Source organism: Tardiphaga sp. 709, from assembly GCF_032401055.1.
In the GTDB taxonomy this organism is placed as follows: Bacteria; Pseudomonadota; Alphaproteobacteria; order Rhizobiales; family Xanthobacteraceae; genus Tardiphaga.
Genome location: NZ_CP135529.1, coordinates 5,815,340 through 5,831,369, shown reverse-complemented (window position 1 = coordinate 5,831,369; position 16,030 = coordinate 5,815,340). Strand labels below are relative to the sequence as shown.

Annotated in this window: 13 protein-coding genes; 3 read left to right on the top strand and 10 right to left on the bottom strand. The window is 62.4% G+C overall.

Going from position 1 to position 16,030, the window contains the following annotated elements:
• Positions 1 to 4: 4 nt before the first annotated feature.
• The gene (locus tag RSO67_RS27915; protein ID WP_315841503.1) at positions 5 to 916 is read left to right on the top strand and encodes a ribokinase; all 912 of its coding nucleotides are present in this window, start codon (positions 5 to 7) and stop codon (positions 914 to 916) included.
• Between the two features lie 2 nt (positions 917 to 918).
• Here the strand turns inward: RSO67_RS27915 and RSO67_RS27910 are convergent, their stop codons facing one another.
• Positions 919 to 2,625 (bottom strand): IlvD/Edd family dehydratase, encoded by a 1,707-nt coding sequence (locus RSO67_RS27910; protein WP_315841502.1) that lies wholly within the window; start codon positions 2,623 to 2,625, stop codon positions 919 to 921.
• A gap of 88 nt (positions 2,626 to 2,713) precedes the next feature.
• Positions 2,714 to 3,529 carry an NAD(P)-dependent oxidoreductase gene (locus tag RSO67_RS27905; RefSeq protein ID WP_315841501.1) on the bottom strand — a complete coding sequence of 272 codons (816 nt, stop codon included), beginning with the start codon at positions 3,527 to 3,529 and terminating at the stop codon, positions 2,714 to 2,716.
• Between the two features lie 146 nt (positions 3,530 to 3,675).
• Here RSO67_RS27905 and RSO67_RS27900 point away from each other — a divergent pair, with 146 nt between their 5' ends.
• Positions 3,676 to 4,635, top strand: a complete 960-nt coding sequence (locus tag RSO67_RS27900; protein WP_315841500.1) for an SMP-30/gluconolactonase/LRE family protein — start codon at positions 3,676 to 3,678, stop codon at positions 4,633 to 4,635.
• A gap of 134 nt (positions 4,636 to 4,769) precedes the next feature.
• On the opposite strand, the gene RSO67_RS27895 is transcribed toward RSO67_RS27900, so the two are convergent.
• From RSO67_RS27895 to RSO67_RS27885, 3 genes are all read right to left on the bottom strand, one after another.
• Positions 4,770 to 6,200 (bottom strand): aldehyde dehydrogenase family protein, encoded by a 1,431-nt coding sequence (locus RSO67_RS27895; protein ID WP_068738114.1) that lies wholly within the window; start codon positions 6,198 to 6,200, stop codon positions 4,770 to 4,772.
• Between the two features lie 275 nt (positions 6,201 to 6,475).
• Positions 6,476 to 7,450 (bottom strand): DMT family transporter, encoded by a 975-nt coding sequence (locus RSO67_RS27890; protein WP_315841499.1) that lies wholly within the window; start codon positions 7,448 to 7,450, stop codon positions 6,476 to 6,478.
• A 155-nt stretch (positions 7,451 to 7,605) separates the two neighbouring features.
• Positions 7,606 to 8,526 (bottom strand): cytochrome c, encoded by a 921-nt coding sequence (locus RSO67_RS27885; RefSeq protein WP_315841498.1) that lies wholly within the window; start codon positions 8,524 to 8,526, stop codon positions 7,606 to 7,608.
• A 164-nt stretch (positions 8,527 to 8,690) separates the two neighbouring features.
• On the opposite strand from RSO67_RS27885, the gene RSO67_RS27880 reads away from it, so the two are divergent.
• A complete protein-coding gene (locus RSO67_RS27880; RefSeq protein WP_315841497.1) occupies positions 8,691 to 9,113 on the top strand; it encodes a CHRD domain-containing protein in 423 nt (140 codons plus the stop codon).
• Positions 9,114 to 9,190: 77 nt separating this feature from the next.
• On the opposite strand, the gene RSO67_RS27875 is transcribed toward RSO67_RS27880, so the two are convergent.
• From RSO67_RS27875 to RSO67_RS27855, 5 genes are all read right to left on the bottom strand, one after another.
• Positions 9,191 to 9,637: a cytochrome c gene (locus RSO67_RS27875; protein ID WP_315841496.1), complete on the bottom strand. Its 447-nt coding sequence runs from the start codon at positions 9,635 to 9,637 to the stop codon at positions 9,191 to 9,193.
• Positions 9,638 to 9,729: 92 nt separating this feature from the next.
• Entirely contained in the window at positions 9,730 to 12,027 is a 2,298-nt protein-coding gene (locus RSO67_RS27870; protein WP_315841495.1) for a xanthine dehydrogenase family protein molybdopterin-binding subunit, read from the bottom strand.
• A 102-nt stretch (positions 12,028 to 12,129) separates the two neighbouring features.
• Positions 12,130 to 13,662: a murein biosynthesis integral membrane protein MurJ gene (murJ, locus tag RSO67_RS27865; protein WP_315841494.1), complete on the bottom strand. Its 1,533-nt coding sequence runs from the start codon at positions 13,660 to 13,662 to the stop codon at positions 12,130 to 12,132.
• Between the two features lie 43 nt (positions 13,663 to 13,705).
• The gene (locus RSO67_RS27860) at positions 13,706 to 14,857 is read right to left on the bottom strand and encodes a DegT/DnrJ/EryC1/StrS family aminotransferase (RefSeq protein WP_315841493.1); all 1,152 of its coding nucleotides are present in this window, start codon (positions 14,855 to 14,857) and stop codon (positions 13,706 to 13,708) included.
• A 78-nt stretch (positions 14,858 to 14,935) separates the two neighbouring features.
• Positions 14,936 to 15,946, bottom strand: coding sequence for a Gfo/Idh/MocA family oxidoreductase (locus RSO67_RS27855; RefSeq protein ID WP_315841492.1), 1,011 nt, complete (start codon positions 15,944 to 15,946; stop codon positions 14,936 to 14,938).
• Positions 15,947 to 16,030 lie beyond the last annotated feature (84 nt).

Below are 16,030 nucleotides of genomic sequence, written 5' to 3'. Positions count from 1 at the left end.
CCACATGGGCCGGATTGTCGTCGCCGGCAGCATCAATATGGATGTAGTCGCGACCGCCGACCGCCATCCGGCGATCGGCGAAACCGTGACAGGCCGCGAGGTGTTGTATTTTCCCGGCGGCAAGGGCGCCAATCAGGCGGTTGCTGCGGCGAAACTTGGTGCAGCGACCATGCTGATCGGCTGTACCGGTGCGGATGCCTTCGGGCGTGACACCAGGGCATTTCTGGCCATGCAAGGCGTCGATCTCGCTCACGTGCGTGAGGTCGCTGGCGTTGGCACTGGAACGGCGATCATCACCGTCGCGAATGCCGACAACACAATCATTGTCGTTCCCGGCGCCAATGCGCTGGTGAGTGCGGCCGAAGTCGCCGCGCCCGCACTCCGGCGGGGCGACGTTGCCGTCAGCCAATTCGAGATTCCGCTGCCGGCCATCAGAGCTTTCTTCACACGGGCTCGCGCGGCCGGCGCGATAACGATCCTCAATCCGGCACCGGCGATACCGATTGACCGTGAGCTCATGGCTCTGGTCGATATCTTGATCCTCAATGAAAGCGAGCTCGGCCTGCTCGTAGGTGTCGAGCTGCATGAAACAGATCCCGATGCGCGATTTGTCGATGCCGCTTCGACAGTACAGACTGATCATCGGCCGAACATCTGCATCACGCTGGGAGGGCGTGGCGTGATCGCGCTCGTGGATGGAGAGATTCATCTCGAAGCCGCCCGCCCGGTGAAGGCGATTGACACTACCGGTGCCGGCGACTGTTTCGTGGGCGCTGTTGCCGCACAGCTTGCGGATGGGCATTCCCTGCAGAGTGCCATTGGCTATGCCAATGTCGCCGCCTCGCTTTGCGTGCAGCGGATGGGCGCCGGCCCGTCGATGCCGACGGCGCAAGAAGTGTCCGACGCGCTCGAATAGCGTCAGCCCTTCCCCTTCGCCGTCATGAAGTCGAAATCGCAGCCGTCATCGGCCTGCAGGATCGTGGTGTGGAACAGATGCGCATAGCCGCGCTTGGCCCAATCGGGCGTAGTCGCTGGTGGCAACGCGGCCTGGCGCTTCGCGAGCTCGGCATCGTCGACCAACAGATCGATCGACCGTTTCGCCACATCCAGACGGATCATGTCGCCGTTCTTCACAAGCGCCAGCGGACCGCCTACGGCGCTTTCCGGCGTGATGTGCAGCACAATGGTGCCGAAGGCCGTGCCGCTCATGCGCGCGTCGGAGATGCGGACCATGTCCTTCACGCCTGATCGGGCGAGCTTCATCGGGATCGGCAGATAGCCCGCCTCCGGCATACCCGGCGCGCCCTTCGGGCCGGCGTTGCGCAGCACCAGCACGTCATCGGCATTGACGTCGAGATCGGGATCGTCGACGCGGTTGGTCATGTCCTCAACGGACTCGAACACCACGGCACGGCCGGTGTGCTGCATCAGCTTCGGCGACGCGGCGGAATGCTTGATGACGGCGCTGCGCGGCGCCAGATTACCGTGCAGGATCGCCAGCCCGCCTTCGCGCTTGATCGGATTGTCCTTCGAGCGGATCACGTCCTGGCCCGGCACCTCTTCGGCATTGGCAACGATCTCGCGCAGCGTCTCGCCGGTGACAGATTTTGCATCGAGGTCGATGAGATCGCCGAGCTGCTGCATCAGCTTGGGCACGCCGCCGGCATGATGGAAGTGCTCCATATAGTGATCGCCCGACGGCTTCAGATCAACCAGCACCGGCACATCGCGGCCAAGCTCGTCGAAAGCAGCGAGATCGATCCGGTTCGGCGTACGGTTGGCCATCGCGGTGAGATGAATGAGGCCATTGGTCGAGCCGCCGATCGCTTGCAGCACCACCTGCGCATTGCGGAACGAACCCGGCGTCAGAAATTCGCTCGGCTTCGGCCCCTTGTTCTTCGCGAGCGTTGCGGCAACCTTGCCGCTGGCTTCGGCCGAACGAAAGCGCTCCGCATGCGGCGCGGGGATCGTCGCGCTCATCGGCAGCGACAGGCCCATCGCCTCGGTAATGCAGGCCATGGTCGACGCCGTGCCCATCACCATGCAGGTGCCAACCGATGGCGCGAGGCGCGCGTTGACGTCGTCGATTTCCTGCTGGTCGATCTCGCCGGCGCGGAACTTGCCCCACATGCGGCGGCAATCGGTGCAGGCGCCGAGCACCTCGCCCTTGTGATGGCCGACCACCATTGGACCGACCGGGATCACCACGGTCGGCAGATCCACTGAGAGCGCCGCCATGATCTGCGCCGGCAGAGTCTTGTCGCAACCACCGATCACAACCACCGCATCCATTGGCTGCGCCTTGATCATCTCCTCGGTATCCATCGCCATCAGGTTGCGCAGATACATCGAGGTCGGATGGGCGAAGCTTTCGCCGATCGAGATGGTCGGAAACACCATCGGCAGCGCGCCGGCGAGCATCACGCCGCGCTTCACGGCCTCGATGATCTGGGGCGAATTGCCGTGGCAGGGATTGTAATCGCTATGGGTGTTGGTGATCCCCACGATGGGCCGATCCAGCGCATCGTCGGAATAGCCCATGGCCTTGATGAAGGCCTTGCGCAGGAACAGCGAGAAGCCCGCATCGCCATAACTGGTCAGCCCCTTGCGCAATCCGTCGGCCATGTCGCGTTCCCATTCCAAGCTTGTTTTGAATGCTTCTTATGAAGCCGCCAAAATTCTTGTCAATGTGCGCGACGGACTGGCTGTGCCCCTATTTCGGCTCCCACACCTTGCTGAAATCACCAGCGAATTCGGCACTGCAAAACGCCCCGCCCTGATAGAAATCACCGACCGGATCGGGTTTCATCTTCGCCTGTTCCGCCATTGCGTGTTCGCGATGATCTTCGGCTTTGCCAGTTGGGCGATAGCCGAGCTCATAGGCGCGGGAGTTATCCCACCAGGCACGCTCGTTATAGGAGGCGCCATACAGCACCTCGAAATGGATGGCGGGATGTTCGAGGCCGATCTGGCAGAGCTGCACCAGATCCTCCGGCTTCAGCCAGATCGACAGCCGGCGCTGGTCCAGCGGACGGTCGCCGAAATTGCCGATCCGCAGACACGTCACCGACAGCCCGTATTTATCAGCATAGAGCGAGCCCACCGCTTCGCCGAACACCTTGCTGACGCCGTAGCGGCTGTCCGGCCGCGCCGTGACGTCCGGGGGAATCTTGCTGTGGCGTGGATAGAAGCCGACCGCGTGGTTCGATGACGCGAAGATGATGCGCTTGACGCCCTTCTTGCGCGCAGCCTCGAACAGATTGTAGCCGCCGATGATATTGGCCTGCAGGATGGTGTCCCATGGCCCCTCCACCGAGAAACCGCCGAAATGCAGGATGCCGTCGACGCCCTCGCAGATCGCCTCCACGGCGGCGAGATCGGCGAGGTCGGCCTGTTTGAAATTCTCGGTCGGCTTGAGATTTGGCGGCGTTGTGAGATCGCTCAGCACGAGGTCCGGATAGATCGGCGGCAGCAATTCGCGCAAGCGCGTGCCGATTCCGCCAGATGCGCCCGTCATCAAGATCTTCATTCCGTCCCTCGTAATGTTGTCAGTTGTCAGACAAGTATGGCGCGGCGCGAGCGCAACGGCAAGGCAGGGCAAGCGGCATTGCTTGCCGCTCACCCTTGCCGATGTTAGCAAACACATCCGAGGAAACGACAGGGAACGAGACGCCAATGTCCGACACATCATCGCCCGGCTGGCGCCCGGCGACCTATTATCCCGATCCCGCTATTCACACCCTTGATCCCCGCTTCGAAAAATACTGGATCAAGCTCGGCGCCATCGAACGCATCGCCACCGGCATGCGCTGGGCCGAAGGACCGGTATGGTTCGGCGACGGGCGATATCTGTTGTGCTCCGACATTCCCAACAACCGCATTATCAAATGGGAAGAGGAAACCGGCGCGGTCAGCGATTTCCGCAGACCGTCGAATTACGGCAATGGCAACACGCGAGATCGCCAGGGACGCCTGATCACCTGCGAGCACGGCCGCCGCATCACCCGCACCGAATATGACGGTTCCATCACGGTACTAATGGATAATTTCGAAGGCAAGAAACTGAACTCACCGAACGATGTCGTCGTGAAATCCGACGGCTCGATCTGGTTCACCGATCCGCCGTTCGGCCTGATGAGCGACTATGAGGGCAACAAGGCGCCATCCGAGATCGGACAGAATATCTATCGCATCGATGGCAATACGTTGAAGTCCACCATCGTCGCCGATGATGTGCTCGGCCCGAACGGACTGTGTTTTTCGCCCGACGAGAAGCTGCTCTATGTCGTGGAATCCCGCGGCGTGCCGAACCGCAAGATTCTCGCTTACGACGTTGCCGCCGACGGCAAGACGCTGAAGAACAAGCGCGTACTGATCGATGCGGGCCCAGGCACGCCCGACGGCATGCGCTGCGATATCGACGGCAATCTGTGGTGCGGCTGGGGCATGGGCAAGCCCGAGCTCGACGGCGTGTTCATCTTCGCACCAGATGGCGAACAGATCGGCCGCATCGCGCTGCCCGAGCGCTGCGCCAATGTCTGTTTCGGCGGTGTGAAACGCAACCGGCTGTTCATGGCATCGAGCCAGTCGATCTATGCGGTGTATGTCAACACGCAGGGGGCGCTGGGGGGATAGGCACGAACCTCTCTATTGTCCTCCCCACGAAGGCGGGGACGATGGTCGATAGTGATGTGCCAGAAACAAAAACGCCGGGGCGTTACCGCCCCGGCGCCTGTCAGTCACGAAGCTGTTGCTTCGAATGCGCGGTCTTAAGCCGCGGTGTAGCCGGCGATCGCCTTGACCTCGAGGAAGTCCTCAAGACCGTGCTTGCCCCATTCGCGGCCGTTGCCGGACTGCTTGTAGCCGCCGAACGGCGCGGTGCGGTCGTTCGGAGCGCCCTGCAGGTTGACGTTGCCGGCGCGGATGCGACGGCCGAACTTGCGGGCGTTCTCAACCGTGTCAGCCGAGACATAGCCAGCAAGGCCGTAGGGCGTGTCGTTGGCGATGCGGAGCGCGTCGGCTTCGTCCTTGGACCCCATGATCACAAGCACCGGCCCGAAGATTTCCTCGCGCGCGATGGTCATGTTCTCGGTGACGTCGGCGAAGATCGTCGGGCGGACATAGAAGCCCTTATTGACGCCTTCCGGCAGACCCGGACCGCCGGCAACCAGCGTGGCGCCTTCCTCGATGCCCTTCTGGATCAGGCCCTGGATCTTGTCCCACTGGCCGCGATTGACCACCGGACCGATGACAGTGCCGTCGGCACGGGGATCGCCGGCCTTGGTCTTGTCAGCCTGCGCTTTCGCGATGGCAGCGATTTCCTTCATCTTCGCCTGCGGCACGATCATGCGGCTCGGTGCGTTGCACGACTGTCCGGAATTGTTGAACATGTGCGCGACGCCGCCGGTGACGGCCTTCACGAAGTCGGCGCCGTCGAGGATCACGTTCGGCGACTTGCCGCCGAGTTCCTGGCTGACGCGCTTCACGGTGTTCGCGGCGCGCTTGGCGACGTCGATACCGGCGCGGGTCGAACCGGTGAAGGAGATCATGTCGATGTCGGGATGTTCGCTCATGGCGACGCCGACGTCGGGGCCCAGACCATTCACGAGGTTGAACACACCCTTCGGCACGCCGGCTTCATGGAGGATTTCCGCGAAGATCAAGGCCGAGGTCGGGGTGTATTCCGACGGCTTCAGCAGCATGGTGCAGCCGGCGGCGAGCGCGGGTGCGACCTTGCAGGCGATCTGGTTGAGCGGCCAATTCCACGGGGTGATCATGCCGACGACGCCAATCGGCTCCTTCGTGATCATGGCGGCGTTATGCGCCTCGTCGAACTTGTAGGTCTTCAGCACGTCGAGCGTGGCGACGAGGTGACCGAGGCCGGCACCGGCCTGCAGCTTCTCGGCCATCGGCAGCGGAGCGCCCATCTCGTCGGAGACCGACGCGCCGATATCCGACATGCGGGTCTTGTAGACCGCGATGATCTTTTCGAGCAGCGCGATGCGCTCTTCACGGGTGGTCTGGGAGAACGTCTCGAAAGCGCGCTTGGCAGCGGCGACAGCCTTGTCGACGTCGGCCTTGGAGCCCAGCGCAATGTCATACATCGCATCTTCAGTCGCCGGATTCACGACAGGGGTTGTCTTCTTGACGACGGGATCGACCCAGGCGCCATCGATGTAGAATTGCAGGCGGTTGACCATTGGTAACCTCTTTGATTTCGGGAACGTCTGTCGTCGGAAAACGCTGTGCAGCCGGGTCTATCTGGGAAGGAACGACACGTCCGGCAAGCACCCTTGCGCGGTCATTTCGCCTCATGAGCCCGTCATGCACGGGGTGCCGCGTGAAAGCAGCAAATGCATATAAATCCAGCCGCGTGGCAGGAGCAAGGCCCCGTGATTTGCGCGCGTTCTAAAATCGAAATGTCGCAACTTGCCAGCGAAGCGCAGTGTGCATTGCAACAAAATTGACCGAAAAATTAGCGCGACTTTGCGCGGACGGCAATGGGCGCATCCGGATCGGCTTCATCATCGGCCATGGTGGAAATCGGCGACATCGGTGTGTCACGCAGCCGCTTCAGGCCGAGATGGCGTTCGCGCAGGATGACGAAGATGCCTGCGCCCGCGACGATTACCGCGCCGCCGACCACGTAAGGCGTCGGCACTTCGCCGAACATCCAGAAACCGAGCAGGAAGGCCCACAGCATCGCCGTGTAGTCGAACGGCGCCAGGAAGGAAGCCGGCGCGTAGCGATAGCTCTCGGTGAACAGCATCTGGCCGAGGCCGCCGGAAATGCCGATGCCGATCAGCAGCGCCAGTTCGAAACTCGTCGGCCAGCGCCAGCCGAATGGCGCCGTGAGCAGTGATGCGCCCATCACGATCAGCGTCATGAAGATGACGATGGCCGAGGACGATTCCGTTGCGGTCAGCCGGCGGATCTGGATGGTCGCACCGCCCGACGAGAAGGCATTGAGCAGCGCCAGCGACAGACCGATGATCATCGACGTGGTCAGCGCCGCGTGGTCGTGGAAATACGGCGACAGCATCAGGATCACGCCGGAAAAGCCGATCGCCACCGCCGACCAGCGATAGGCGTGGACCTGCTCCTTCAGAAAGATCGCGGCGAAGACCACGGTGATCAGTGGCGCGATGAAGGCAATGGCGGTGACATCCGCGATCGGCAATCGCGCCAGAGCGCCGAAGGTGCAGAACGTCCCGATCACGCTGAACGAGCCGCGCACCAGATGCGCGGAGACGCGGTTGGTGCGCAGCGCCCCGCGCAACTGGCCGCGCCAGCCGAAAAACAGCACGATCGGGATCAGCGCAAACAACCCGCGGGCAAACACGATCTCACCAAGCGGCACGTCACTGCCGAGATAGCGGCCCTGCGCGCCCATCAAGGCAAACGCCATGGTGCTGGCAATCTTCAGCGACACGGCTTTGAAGATGTTCATGAGTTCGGGGAAATGGAGATCGGGGGAATCGTGGGGGTCTTCATGTTGCAGCACACAATCACGTGAGACCCGTCACGAAAACCACCGATGCGACATGGCTTTTCGGGTTTCCATGCAGGGCTGCACCGCCACAACCCAACCTTGCGCGGGCAGCTTTAGCCCTTTTTGGCGGGCCTTGGCGGCCCCTCTACCGGGGGCAGCGACTTCAGATAGAGCGCCATCGCCGAGCGGTCGTCTGCGCTCAACTGGGAGGTATTGCGGATCACGCGGGCCATGGCGCCGCCGGCGGTGTCGCCGTCCGGGGTTTGTCCGGTTTCGAGAAAATACGCGATGTCCTTCTCGCTCCAGTCACCGAGGCGCTTCTGGGTGATGTTGGGCACCCAGCCCTCACCGTCGGGATTGGGACCACCGGCAAAGCGCTGTGCCGTCACGATGCCACCCAGCGCGTTGCGCGGGCTGTGGCACTCAGCACAGTGGCCCAGCGCATTGACCAGATAGCTGCCACGATTCCACTGCGGCGATTTCGACGCATCCGCCACGAATGGCTTGCCATCGAGGAACAGCAGTTTCCAGACACCGAGATTGCGGCGGATGTTAAATGGAAATGGTACCGCATGATCCGGCGCCTTGCTGGCCACTTGCGGCAGTGTCTTCAGATAGGCAAACAGGTCCCTGATATCCTCCACCTTCATGTGCTGATAGGACGTGTATGGGAACGCTGGAAAGTAGTGCGAGCCGTTCGGCGAAGTGCCTTTCATCAGTGCCGTGACGAAATCAGCTTCACTCCAGCGTCCGATACCGGCGGCAGGATCAGGCGAGATATTGGGCGCATAGAATATACCGAACGGCGATGTCAGCGGGAGCCCGCCCCCGAGCTTGAGCCGATCCTGCTGCGCCGGCGTCGCATGGCATGACGAGCAACCACCGGCATTGAAGACCACCGCGCCATTGCCGGGATTGGGCGTGTGCGGCGGCAGCGTGCTCGCAGCCACTGTCACTGGGATCGTCAGCCACCAGAACACGCCAAGGCCGATGATGGCCGCGACAAATGCGAGAAGGAAAAGCCGTTTCAGCACGTGCATGTCTAATCGGTATCCTGGTCAAACTTCAGCACATAAAGCGAGTCGAACAACCGCTGCCGGAACGAAACCGTGATCCATCCCTTAGGCTCCGGGGGGAATGAATTGGCGTCTCGGATGTTTCCAGCCATGACGACCTCACCATCATCAGGGAGAAAACCATGTCACCTCGTTCGATCAAGCTCGCGTCCCTCGCACTCGGCGCCAGCATCGCCCTCGCCGGCCCCGCTTCCGCCGATAAGATGAAGGCGACGCTCGACGGCGCCTCCGAAGTGCCCGCCACAACCACCGCCGGCAAGGGCACCGCCGATATCGACTTCGATCCCGCCACCAAGAAGCTGACCTGGAAGCTGACCTATTCCGGCCTCACGGGTCCTGCGACCATGGCGCATTTCCACGGCCCCGCCGAAGCCGGCAAGAATGCCGGCGTCGCCGTACCGATCACGCCGGCCACCAGCGGATCCGAAGGCAGCGCCACGCTGACCGACGCACAGGCCGCCGACCTGTTGGCCGGCAAGTACTATGTCAACGTCCACACTGAGGCGAACAAAGGCGGCGAGATCCGCGGACAGGTGACGAAGTAACATTCGAAGCGAAGATGGTTGAACAAAAGGGCGAGCGCTGCGGCGTTCGCCCTCTCATTCAGAGTTCACAATTGAGTTCAGACCTTTAGCCTGAACGTCTCGTGGCAGCCGCCGCATGCCTTGCCGATGCCGCCGACATTCGCCTTGAGGCTGTCGAGATCCTTGATCTTGGCCTTGGCGTCGGTGACGGCCTTGGCGAAGGTGACGATGTGGGCATCGAAACCGGCCTTGTCTTCCCAGACCTTCGGCGACGTCGAATAGTCACCCTCGGCCTTCAGACCCTTGGTGCTGTCCGGAAACAGTGTCGGCAGCTTCTTGGCGGTTTCGTCCAGCACGGTCAGCGCGGCCTCGACCGCGGCCTGATCATAGGGCTTGTCGCCCTTGGCCATCGCGCTGAGCGTGCCGCCAAGAGCGCGACCATTGGACTTCATCAGCGTCTGGCGTTCCTTGACGATCTCCTGCTGGGCCGAGACCGCCCCCACACCCAACAGCAAAGCTCCGACAACGAGAAGCGCACGTTTCATCAACCAATACCCCTGTTTGGAATTCAACTAGGACTAGTTCGCAACATGTAGATGAACCCCGCCGCCATCCGGCTATTCCCGGCGGCGGCGCTCTACAGCGTGTGGAGCCGTTCGTGCTCGCGGATCGCCATCCACACCCGCTCCGGGGTTGCAGGCATGTCGATGTGCTCGATTTTGTATTCGCGATAGAGACCATCGATAATGGCGTTCACTACGGCGGGACAGGAGCCGATGGCTCCGGCCTCGCCCGCCCCCTTCACCCCCAGCGGATTGGTCACGCAGGGGATATTGTGGGTCTCGAACGAAATCGGCGCGCCGTCGGCCGCGCGCGGCAGCGCATAGTCCATGAAAGTGCCAGTGACCAGCTGGCCGTCCTCGGGATCATAGACCGCCTGCTCCATCAGCGCCTGGCCGATGCCCTGCATGGTGCCGCCATGAACCTGGCCGGCCAGCAGCAACGGATTCAGCGTGACGCCAAAATCGTCAACGATGACGTAATTGACAATGGCGATCTTGCCGGTCGCGGGATCGATCTCGACTTCGACCAGATGGGTGCCGTTCGGAAAGGTGCCGTCGGCGCTGCTGAAGGTTTCGGACGCATTGAGCTTCGACGGATTGGCCTTCTTAGCGAGATCGGCGAATGACACAGAGCGGTCGGTGCCGGCGATCTTCACCACGCCGCCATCGATTTCTAGGTCGGCGGCGCTGGTTTCCAGCACATCCGCCGCGAGCTCCTTGAGGTTGATACCGAGCTGCCTGGTGGCGCGCTGCACGCTGACGCCACCGGTCGGGATCGATGCGGAGCCGCCGGTGCCGAGACCGGTCGCGACCTTCGCCGTGTCGCCCTGAATGATGTGCACGCGATCCGGCGTCACGCCGAACTGTTCGGCAACGATCTGCGCGTAGGCCGTGTGGTGGCCCTGTCCTGTGGATTGGGTGCCGATCAGGATGGTGATGTCGCCATCAGCGCCAACAGCAACGTTGGCGGTCTCGTCGCCCATGGTGCCGCAGACCTCCACATAGGTGGCCATGCCGATACCGCGAACCAGGCCCTCTTTCTTCGCAGCCTTGGCCCGCTTTGGAAATTCCTTCCAGTCCGCCACATCCATCGCGCGTTTCATATGCGCGGTGAAATCGCCGGAGTCGTACACCTTGCCCGTCGCGGTCTTATACGGCATCGCCTTCGGCAAAATGAAATTCTTGCGGCGGATCGCATCCGGCGTCATGCCGAGCTTGCGCGCGCATTGATCGACGAGACGCTCGACGACATAGGCCGCCTCCGGACGGCCGGCGCCACGATAGGCATCCACCGGCACTGAATTCGTGAACACCGTGCGGACGCGGCAATGGAATGTCTGGATATCGTAAAGACCCGGCAACATGCCGGCACCGCCATGCGGAATGTACGGCCCGAAGGTCGACAGATACGCGCCCATGTCGGCCATCAGGTCGACATCCATGGCGAGAAACTTGCCATCCTCGCTGAGCGCCATGCGTGCATGGGTAACGTTGTCACGGCCCTGCGCGTCGCCGAGGAAGTGATCGGTGCGGTCCGCCGCCCACTTCACATTCTTGCCGAGCTTCTTGGCGGCAAAGGCCACCAGCGCATATTCACGGTAGGGAAACAGCCGCGTACCGAAACCGCCGCCGACATCGGGACAGATCACGCGCATCTTGTCCTTGGGCATCTTCAGCACATTATCGCAGAGGATGTCGCGCAGACGATGGCTGCCCTGGCTGCCGATGGTCAGCGTCATGTAATCGCGCTTGGCGTCGTATTCACAGATCGCCGCGCGGGTCTCCATATAGTTGATGATGACGCGCGGATTGACGATCTTCACTTCGGCAATCACGGGTGCCTTGGCGAACACCGCATCGACCGCCTTCTTGTCGCCGATCGGCACATCGAACAGCACATTGCCGGGATGCTCGGCCCACACCTGCGGCGCGCCTTTGGCGACGGCATTGACCAGACCGTTCACGGACGGTAGCGGCTTCCAGTCGACCTCGATCGCCTCAATCGCATCGCGCGCCTGCGCGACAGTCTCCGCAACCACGAAGGCCACGGCGTCGCCCACATGGCGGACTTCCTTGGCAGCGAGGATTGGATAATCCGGCCCGGTGAAAGGATGATCTTCGAGATTGAACAGGCACGGCAGACCGCCGAGGTCCTTGGTGTCCTCCGCCGTCAGAATCGCGGCGACACTTGGAAGCATGCGCGCCTTGGTCACATCGATGGTGAAATGAGCATGGGCATGCGGCGAGCGCAGCATCAGGGCATGCAGCGTGACGGGCGCATGATCGTCGGTATAGCGGCCACGGCCACGAATGAGGGCGTCGTCTTCTTTGCGCAGGACACTCTGTCCGACGCCGAATTTGATGGGGGCCATCGTTCCTCCGCATGCAGTTTAGACTCAATCTACACTGCGGGAGGACGGCGGCAAGTGGCACGGGGCGTCGCCCTGCCCGACTTTGGGACACGATGAAGCGAGCTATCTGGCGCGGACCAGGCTGCGCAACCAGCTTTTGCCGAAAAGCGTCAGGACCAATGCCGAATAGACCAGGATGGTCACGATGATGAGAACTCCCAGCGTCGCTTCGTCGCGGAGGCTGGTGAGGCCCGCGAACTGCTCCGCCGCAAGACGCGCGGTCCCCCATAGCGCCGCAGCGAGGACCACGCCGGTCAGCGCGAATTTGCCGAGCGCCAGCATAAAAGCGCGATCGAATTCGAGATAGCCGGCCCGCATGGCGAAGAAGATGACCAGCAACAGATTGATCCAGGCTCCTGCCGCGGTGCCAAGCGCGAGGCCGATCTGCGCCAGAGGTCCCATCAGCAGAATCTTCAGCGCGACGTTGACTGCGATGCCGGTGAGCGCGGCAATCATCGGCGTCGTGGTGTCCTTGCGGGCGTTGAAAGTTGCAACCGCGCTGCGGATCATCACGAAGGGGATGAGCGCAATGGCATAGGCGGCGAGTGTCGCCGCAGCGACGGCAGCATCAGCCTTGGTGAAGGCCCCGCGGGCAAACATCGCGCGCATGATGACATCGGGCACCACGAGGAATGCAGCGACGAAGGGCAGCGAGAACAACAGCGTGAACAGGAAGGCGCGGCGCTGCGCGCCCATGGCGCCGACATGATCGTCTGCCGCCATCCGCCGCGACATTTCCGGCAAGAGTACCGTGCCGATGGCGATGCCGATTACCCCGATCGGCAACTGGTTGAGACGGTCGGCATAATACAGCGCCGACAGCGCGCCGACCGGCAGGAAGGTCGCGATGATGGTGTCGGCAAACAATGCGACTTGCGTGCCCATGGAGCCCAGCGTCGCCGGGCCGAGCGCGCGGAAGAAGCCGCGCACGTCCTCGTCGAGACGCAGCGGCGCAAAACGAGGAAGTCCGCCATGACGCTGCAAGTCACCGGCGAGCAGGAAATATTGCAGAAAGCCCGAAATCAACACGCCCCAAGCCGCCGCGTGACCTGAACTCGGAAAGAACGCGGCCAGCGCCAGCGTCGCCATCATGGAGATATTGAGGAAGATCGAGGCCGCCGCGGCACTGGCAAAGCGCTGCATGACGTTCAGCATGCCGCCATAGAGCGTCACCAGCGTGATCAGCAGCAGATAGGGAAAGGTGATGCGTGTCAGCTCGATGGCGAGATGACGCTGCGCGGGATCATCGGTGAAGCCCGGCGCGAGGACGCTCATGGCCTGCGGCATGAACAAAATAGCCAGGATGAGCAGCACGACCTGTGACGCAAACAGCAGCGTGAAGATGCGGTCGGCAAACAGATGCGCCGATGCCGGGCCGCCCTTACCGGTCACATGGGCATAGGCCGGCACAAAAGCGGCATTGAACGCGCCTTCGGCGAAAATAGCGCGGAAGTGATTGGGCAGTCGCAGCGCCACGAAGAAGGCGTCAGCCACCGGCCCGGCACCAAGGATCGCCGCGAGCATGATGTCGCGCGCGAAACCGGTGATCCGCGAGAGCAGTGTATATCCGCCGACGGTGAAAATGCGTCCCAGCATCAGCCGCTTCTACAGCATGAAGCGGCGGTGCAAAACGCTCAACTTAGGTCGCCAGCGCGTCGCGCACAGCCTGGATGACGCGGTCCTGGGTGGCCTCGTCGAGATAGGCGTGCACCGGAAGACTGATGACGTCGGCCGACAACGCCTCGCAGACCGGCAGACCGCCATCGACAACCGGATAATCCCTGTAGGCGGTCTGCATATGCATCGACTTCGCGTAATAGATCGCAGTCGGCACGCCCTGTGCCTTCAGCGCATTGGCGAAGGCGTCGCGGTCGGTGCCCTTGGGCAGGCGGATCACGTAGCAGGCCCAGATCGACGTATTGCCTTCGGCGACACGCGGCACCGTGACGATATTGCCAAGGCTGCGGGCGTAGCGGTCGGCTACTTTGTTGCGGGCGGCGATTTCGTCGTCGAAGATCTTCAGCTTTTCCAGCAGCACCGCGGCCTGGATGGTGTCGAGGCGGCCGGTAATGCCGAGGCGGATATTGTCGTATTTGTCGGAGCCCTGGCCATGGATGCGGATGCTGCGCAGGTCCTCGGCGAGTTGGTCGTCATCGGTGAAGATCGCGCCGCCGTCGCCGAAGCAGCCGAGCGGCTTGGCCGGGAAGAAGCTGGTGGTAGTGGCCAGCGCCGAGGTGCCGACGCGCTTGCCCTTGTAGGTCGCGCCGAAGGCCTGCGCGGCGTCTTCCAGCACGAACAGCCCCTCAGCCTCGGCGATGGCGTTGATCGCGTCGAGATCGGCGGGCTGGCCGAACAGATCGACCGGGATGATCGCCCGGGGCTTCAGGCCGGCCTTCCTAGCCGCGGCAATGCCACGTTTCACGGACTCTGGGCTGATGTTGAAAGTGACGTCGTCGACTTCGACAAATACGGGCGACGCGCCAACCAGTGCCACAGCCTCGCCGGTGGCGCAGAAAGTGAAGGACGGGCACAGCACGGCATCGCCCGGGCCGATCTTCTTAGCCATCAGCACCATCATCAGCGCGTCGGTGCCGCTGGCGCAGCTGATCACATGCTTGGCGCCGCAATATTTGGCGAGTTCGGCCTCTAACTTGGTGACTTCCGGGCCGTTGATGAACTGGCAGTGATTGAGCACGCGGGTGACCGCCTCGTCGATCGATGTGCCGAGCCGCTGACGCTGCGCATTGAGATCGATGAAGGGAACGGGGTCGATACGGGTGTGCTGGTTCATGATGCCTGGCCTGCAGAATGTCGTCTTGAAGTCTGAATACTGGAAACCGGCGCATGCTTGCGCCGGGTCGCGCTTGCGTCAGCCAACCACCTTGCGGGGCGCCGGGCGTGATGCCGTGGCCGCGCGCTTCTTCGGCGCTTCCAGGCACTGGATCGCGATCTCGAGGGAGGCGACGCCCTCCTCGCCGGTCACAGCCGGCACGCCGCCGGTGCGCACCGCATCGAGAAACGCCATCAATTCGGCGCGCAACGGCTCGTCCTGCCCGACCGGCAGATGGCGCATCGAATAGCTGCCATCGGTCTTGAAGCCGAAACATTCGGTGACCTGCCGGGTCAGCAGATCTCCCATCACATATTTGCCGCGCGTTGCGACCGTGACGGTGCGCGCCTTGAACGGCGTCAGCCAGTTGGTGTTGATATGGGCAAGCACGCCGGATGCCGTGCGGAACTGCAGCAGCGCGATGTCTTCGCGCTCGGCGACGGCGGAGGCGAGCTGCGGCTGCACCTCGACGATGTCGCTCTCGGTGAACCAGCGGATCAGGTCGATGTCATGCACGGCGAGATCGATGACAACGCCGACATTGGACATGCGCGGCGGGAACGGGCCGACGCGTGTGATGCCGATCGACAGAATATCCTCGCCCTCGATCGCCTTCTTGATGGTGGCGACGGCGGGGTTGAAACGCTCGACATGGCCGATCATCAGAGTCACGCCAGCCTTTTGCGCGGCATCGACGATCTCGCGTCCCTCTTTCACGGTCGATGCTATCGGCTTCTCGACCAGGACATGGATGCCCTTGGCGATGCAGGCGAGCGCAACTTCGTGATGCAAGTGAGTGGGCGCTGCGATGGTCACGGCATCGACGCCAGCGGCCAGCAGTGCGTCCAGATCGGCAAAGGTCTTGCAGCCGATCAGTTTCTCGGCGCGGGTGCGATGTTCGAGCATGGGATCGACGATGCCGACCATTTCGATGCCCGGCAGCCCGGCCAGCACGCGGCCATGATTGGTGCCCATGACACCTGCGCCCACGACGCCGACACGCAGCGTGCGCACCGCATCCTTCGCTGCGGAAGTTTCTTTCGACACCATTCAACAAACCTCAGAATTCTTAAGAGCCGGCGCGGCGATTCACCATACTTGCGCCGCGAGTTCTCCTAGCATGCCCGCCACAGA

What these genes read in the sequence shown, in the direction of transcription:
- RSO67_RS27915 (WP_315841503.1), top strand. Translation starts at nt 5, where the DNA reads ATGGGCCGGATTGTCGTCGCCGGCAGCATCAATATGGATGTAGTCGCG.
- RSO67_RS27910 (WP_315841502.1), bottom strand. Translation starts at nt 2,625, where the DNA reads ATGGCCGACGGATTGCGCAAGGGGCTGACCAGTTATGGCGATGCGGGC.
- RSO67_RS27905 (WP_315841501.1), bottom strand. Translation starts at nt 3,529, where the DNA reads ATGAAGATCTTGATGACGGGCGCATCTGGCGGAATCGGCACGCGCTTG.
- RSO67_RS27900 (WP_315841500.1), top strand. Translation starts at nt 3,676, where the DNA reads ATGTCCGACACATCATCGCCCGGCTGGCGCCCGGCGACCTATTATCCC.
- RSO67_RS27895 (WP_068738114.1), bottom strand. Translation starts at nt 6,200, where the DNA reads ATGGTCAACCGCCTGCAATTCTACATCGATGGCGCCTGGGTCGATCCC.
- RSO67_RS27890 (WP_315841499.1), bottom strand. Translation starts at nt 7,450, where the DNA reads ATGAACATCTTCAAAGCCGTGTCGCTGAAGATTGCCAGCACCATGGCG.
- RSO67_RS27880 (WP_315841497.1), top strand. Translation starts at nt 8,691, where the DNA reads ATGTCACCTCGTTCGATCAAGCTCGCGTCCCTCGCACTCGGCGCCAGC.
- RSO67_RS27875 (WP_315841496.1), bottom strand. Translation starts at nt 9,637, where the DNA reads ATGAAACGTGCGCTTCTCGTTGTCGGAGCTTTGCTGTTGGGTGTGGGG.
- RSO67_RS27870 (WP_315841495.1), bottom strand. Translation starts at nt 12,027, where the DNA reads ATGGCCCCCATCAAATTCGGCGTCGGACAGAGTGTCCTGCGCAAAGAA.
- murJ (WP_315841494.1), bottom strand. Translation starts at nt 13,662, where the DNA reads ATGCTGGGACGCATTTTCACCGTCGGCGGATATACACTGCTCTCGCGG.
- RSO67_RS27860 (WP_315841493.1), bottom strand. Translation starts at nt 14,857, where the DNA reads ATGAACCAGCACACCCGTATCGACCCCGTTCCCTTCATCGATCTCAAT.
- RSO67_RS27855 (WP_315841492.1), bottom strand. Translation starts at nt 15,946, where the DNA reads ATGGTGTCGAAAGAAACTTCCGCAGCGAAGGATGCGGTGCGCACGCTG.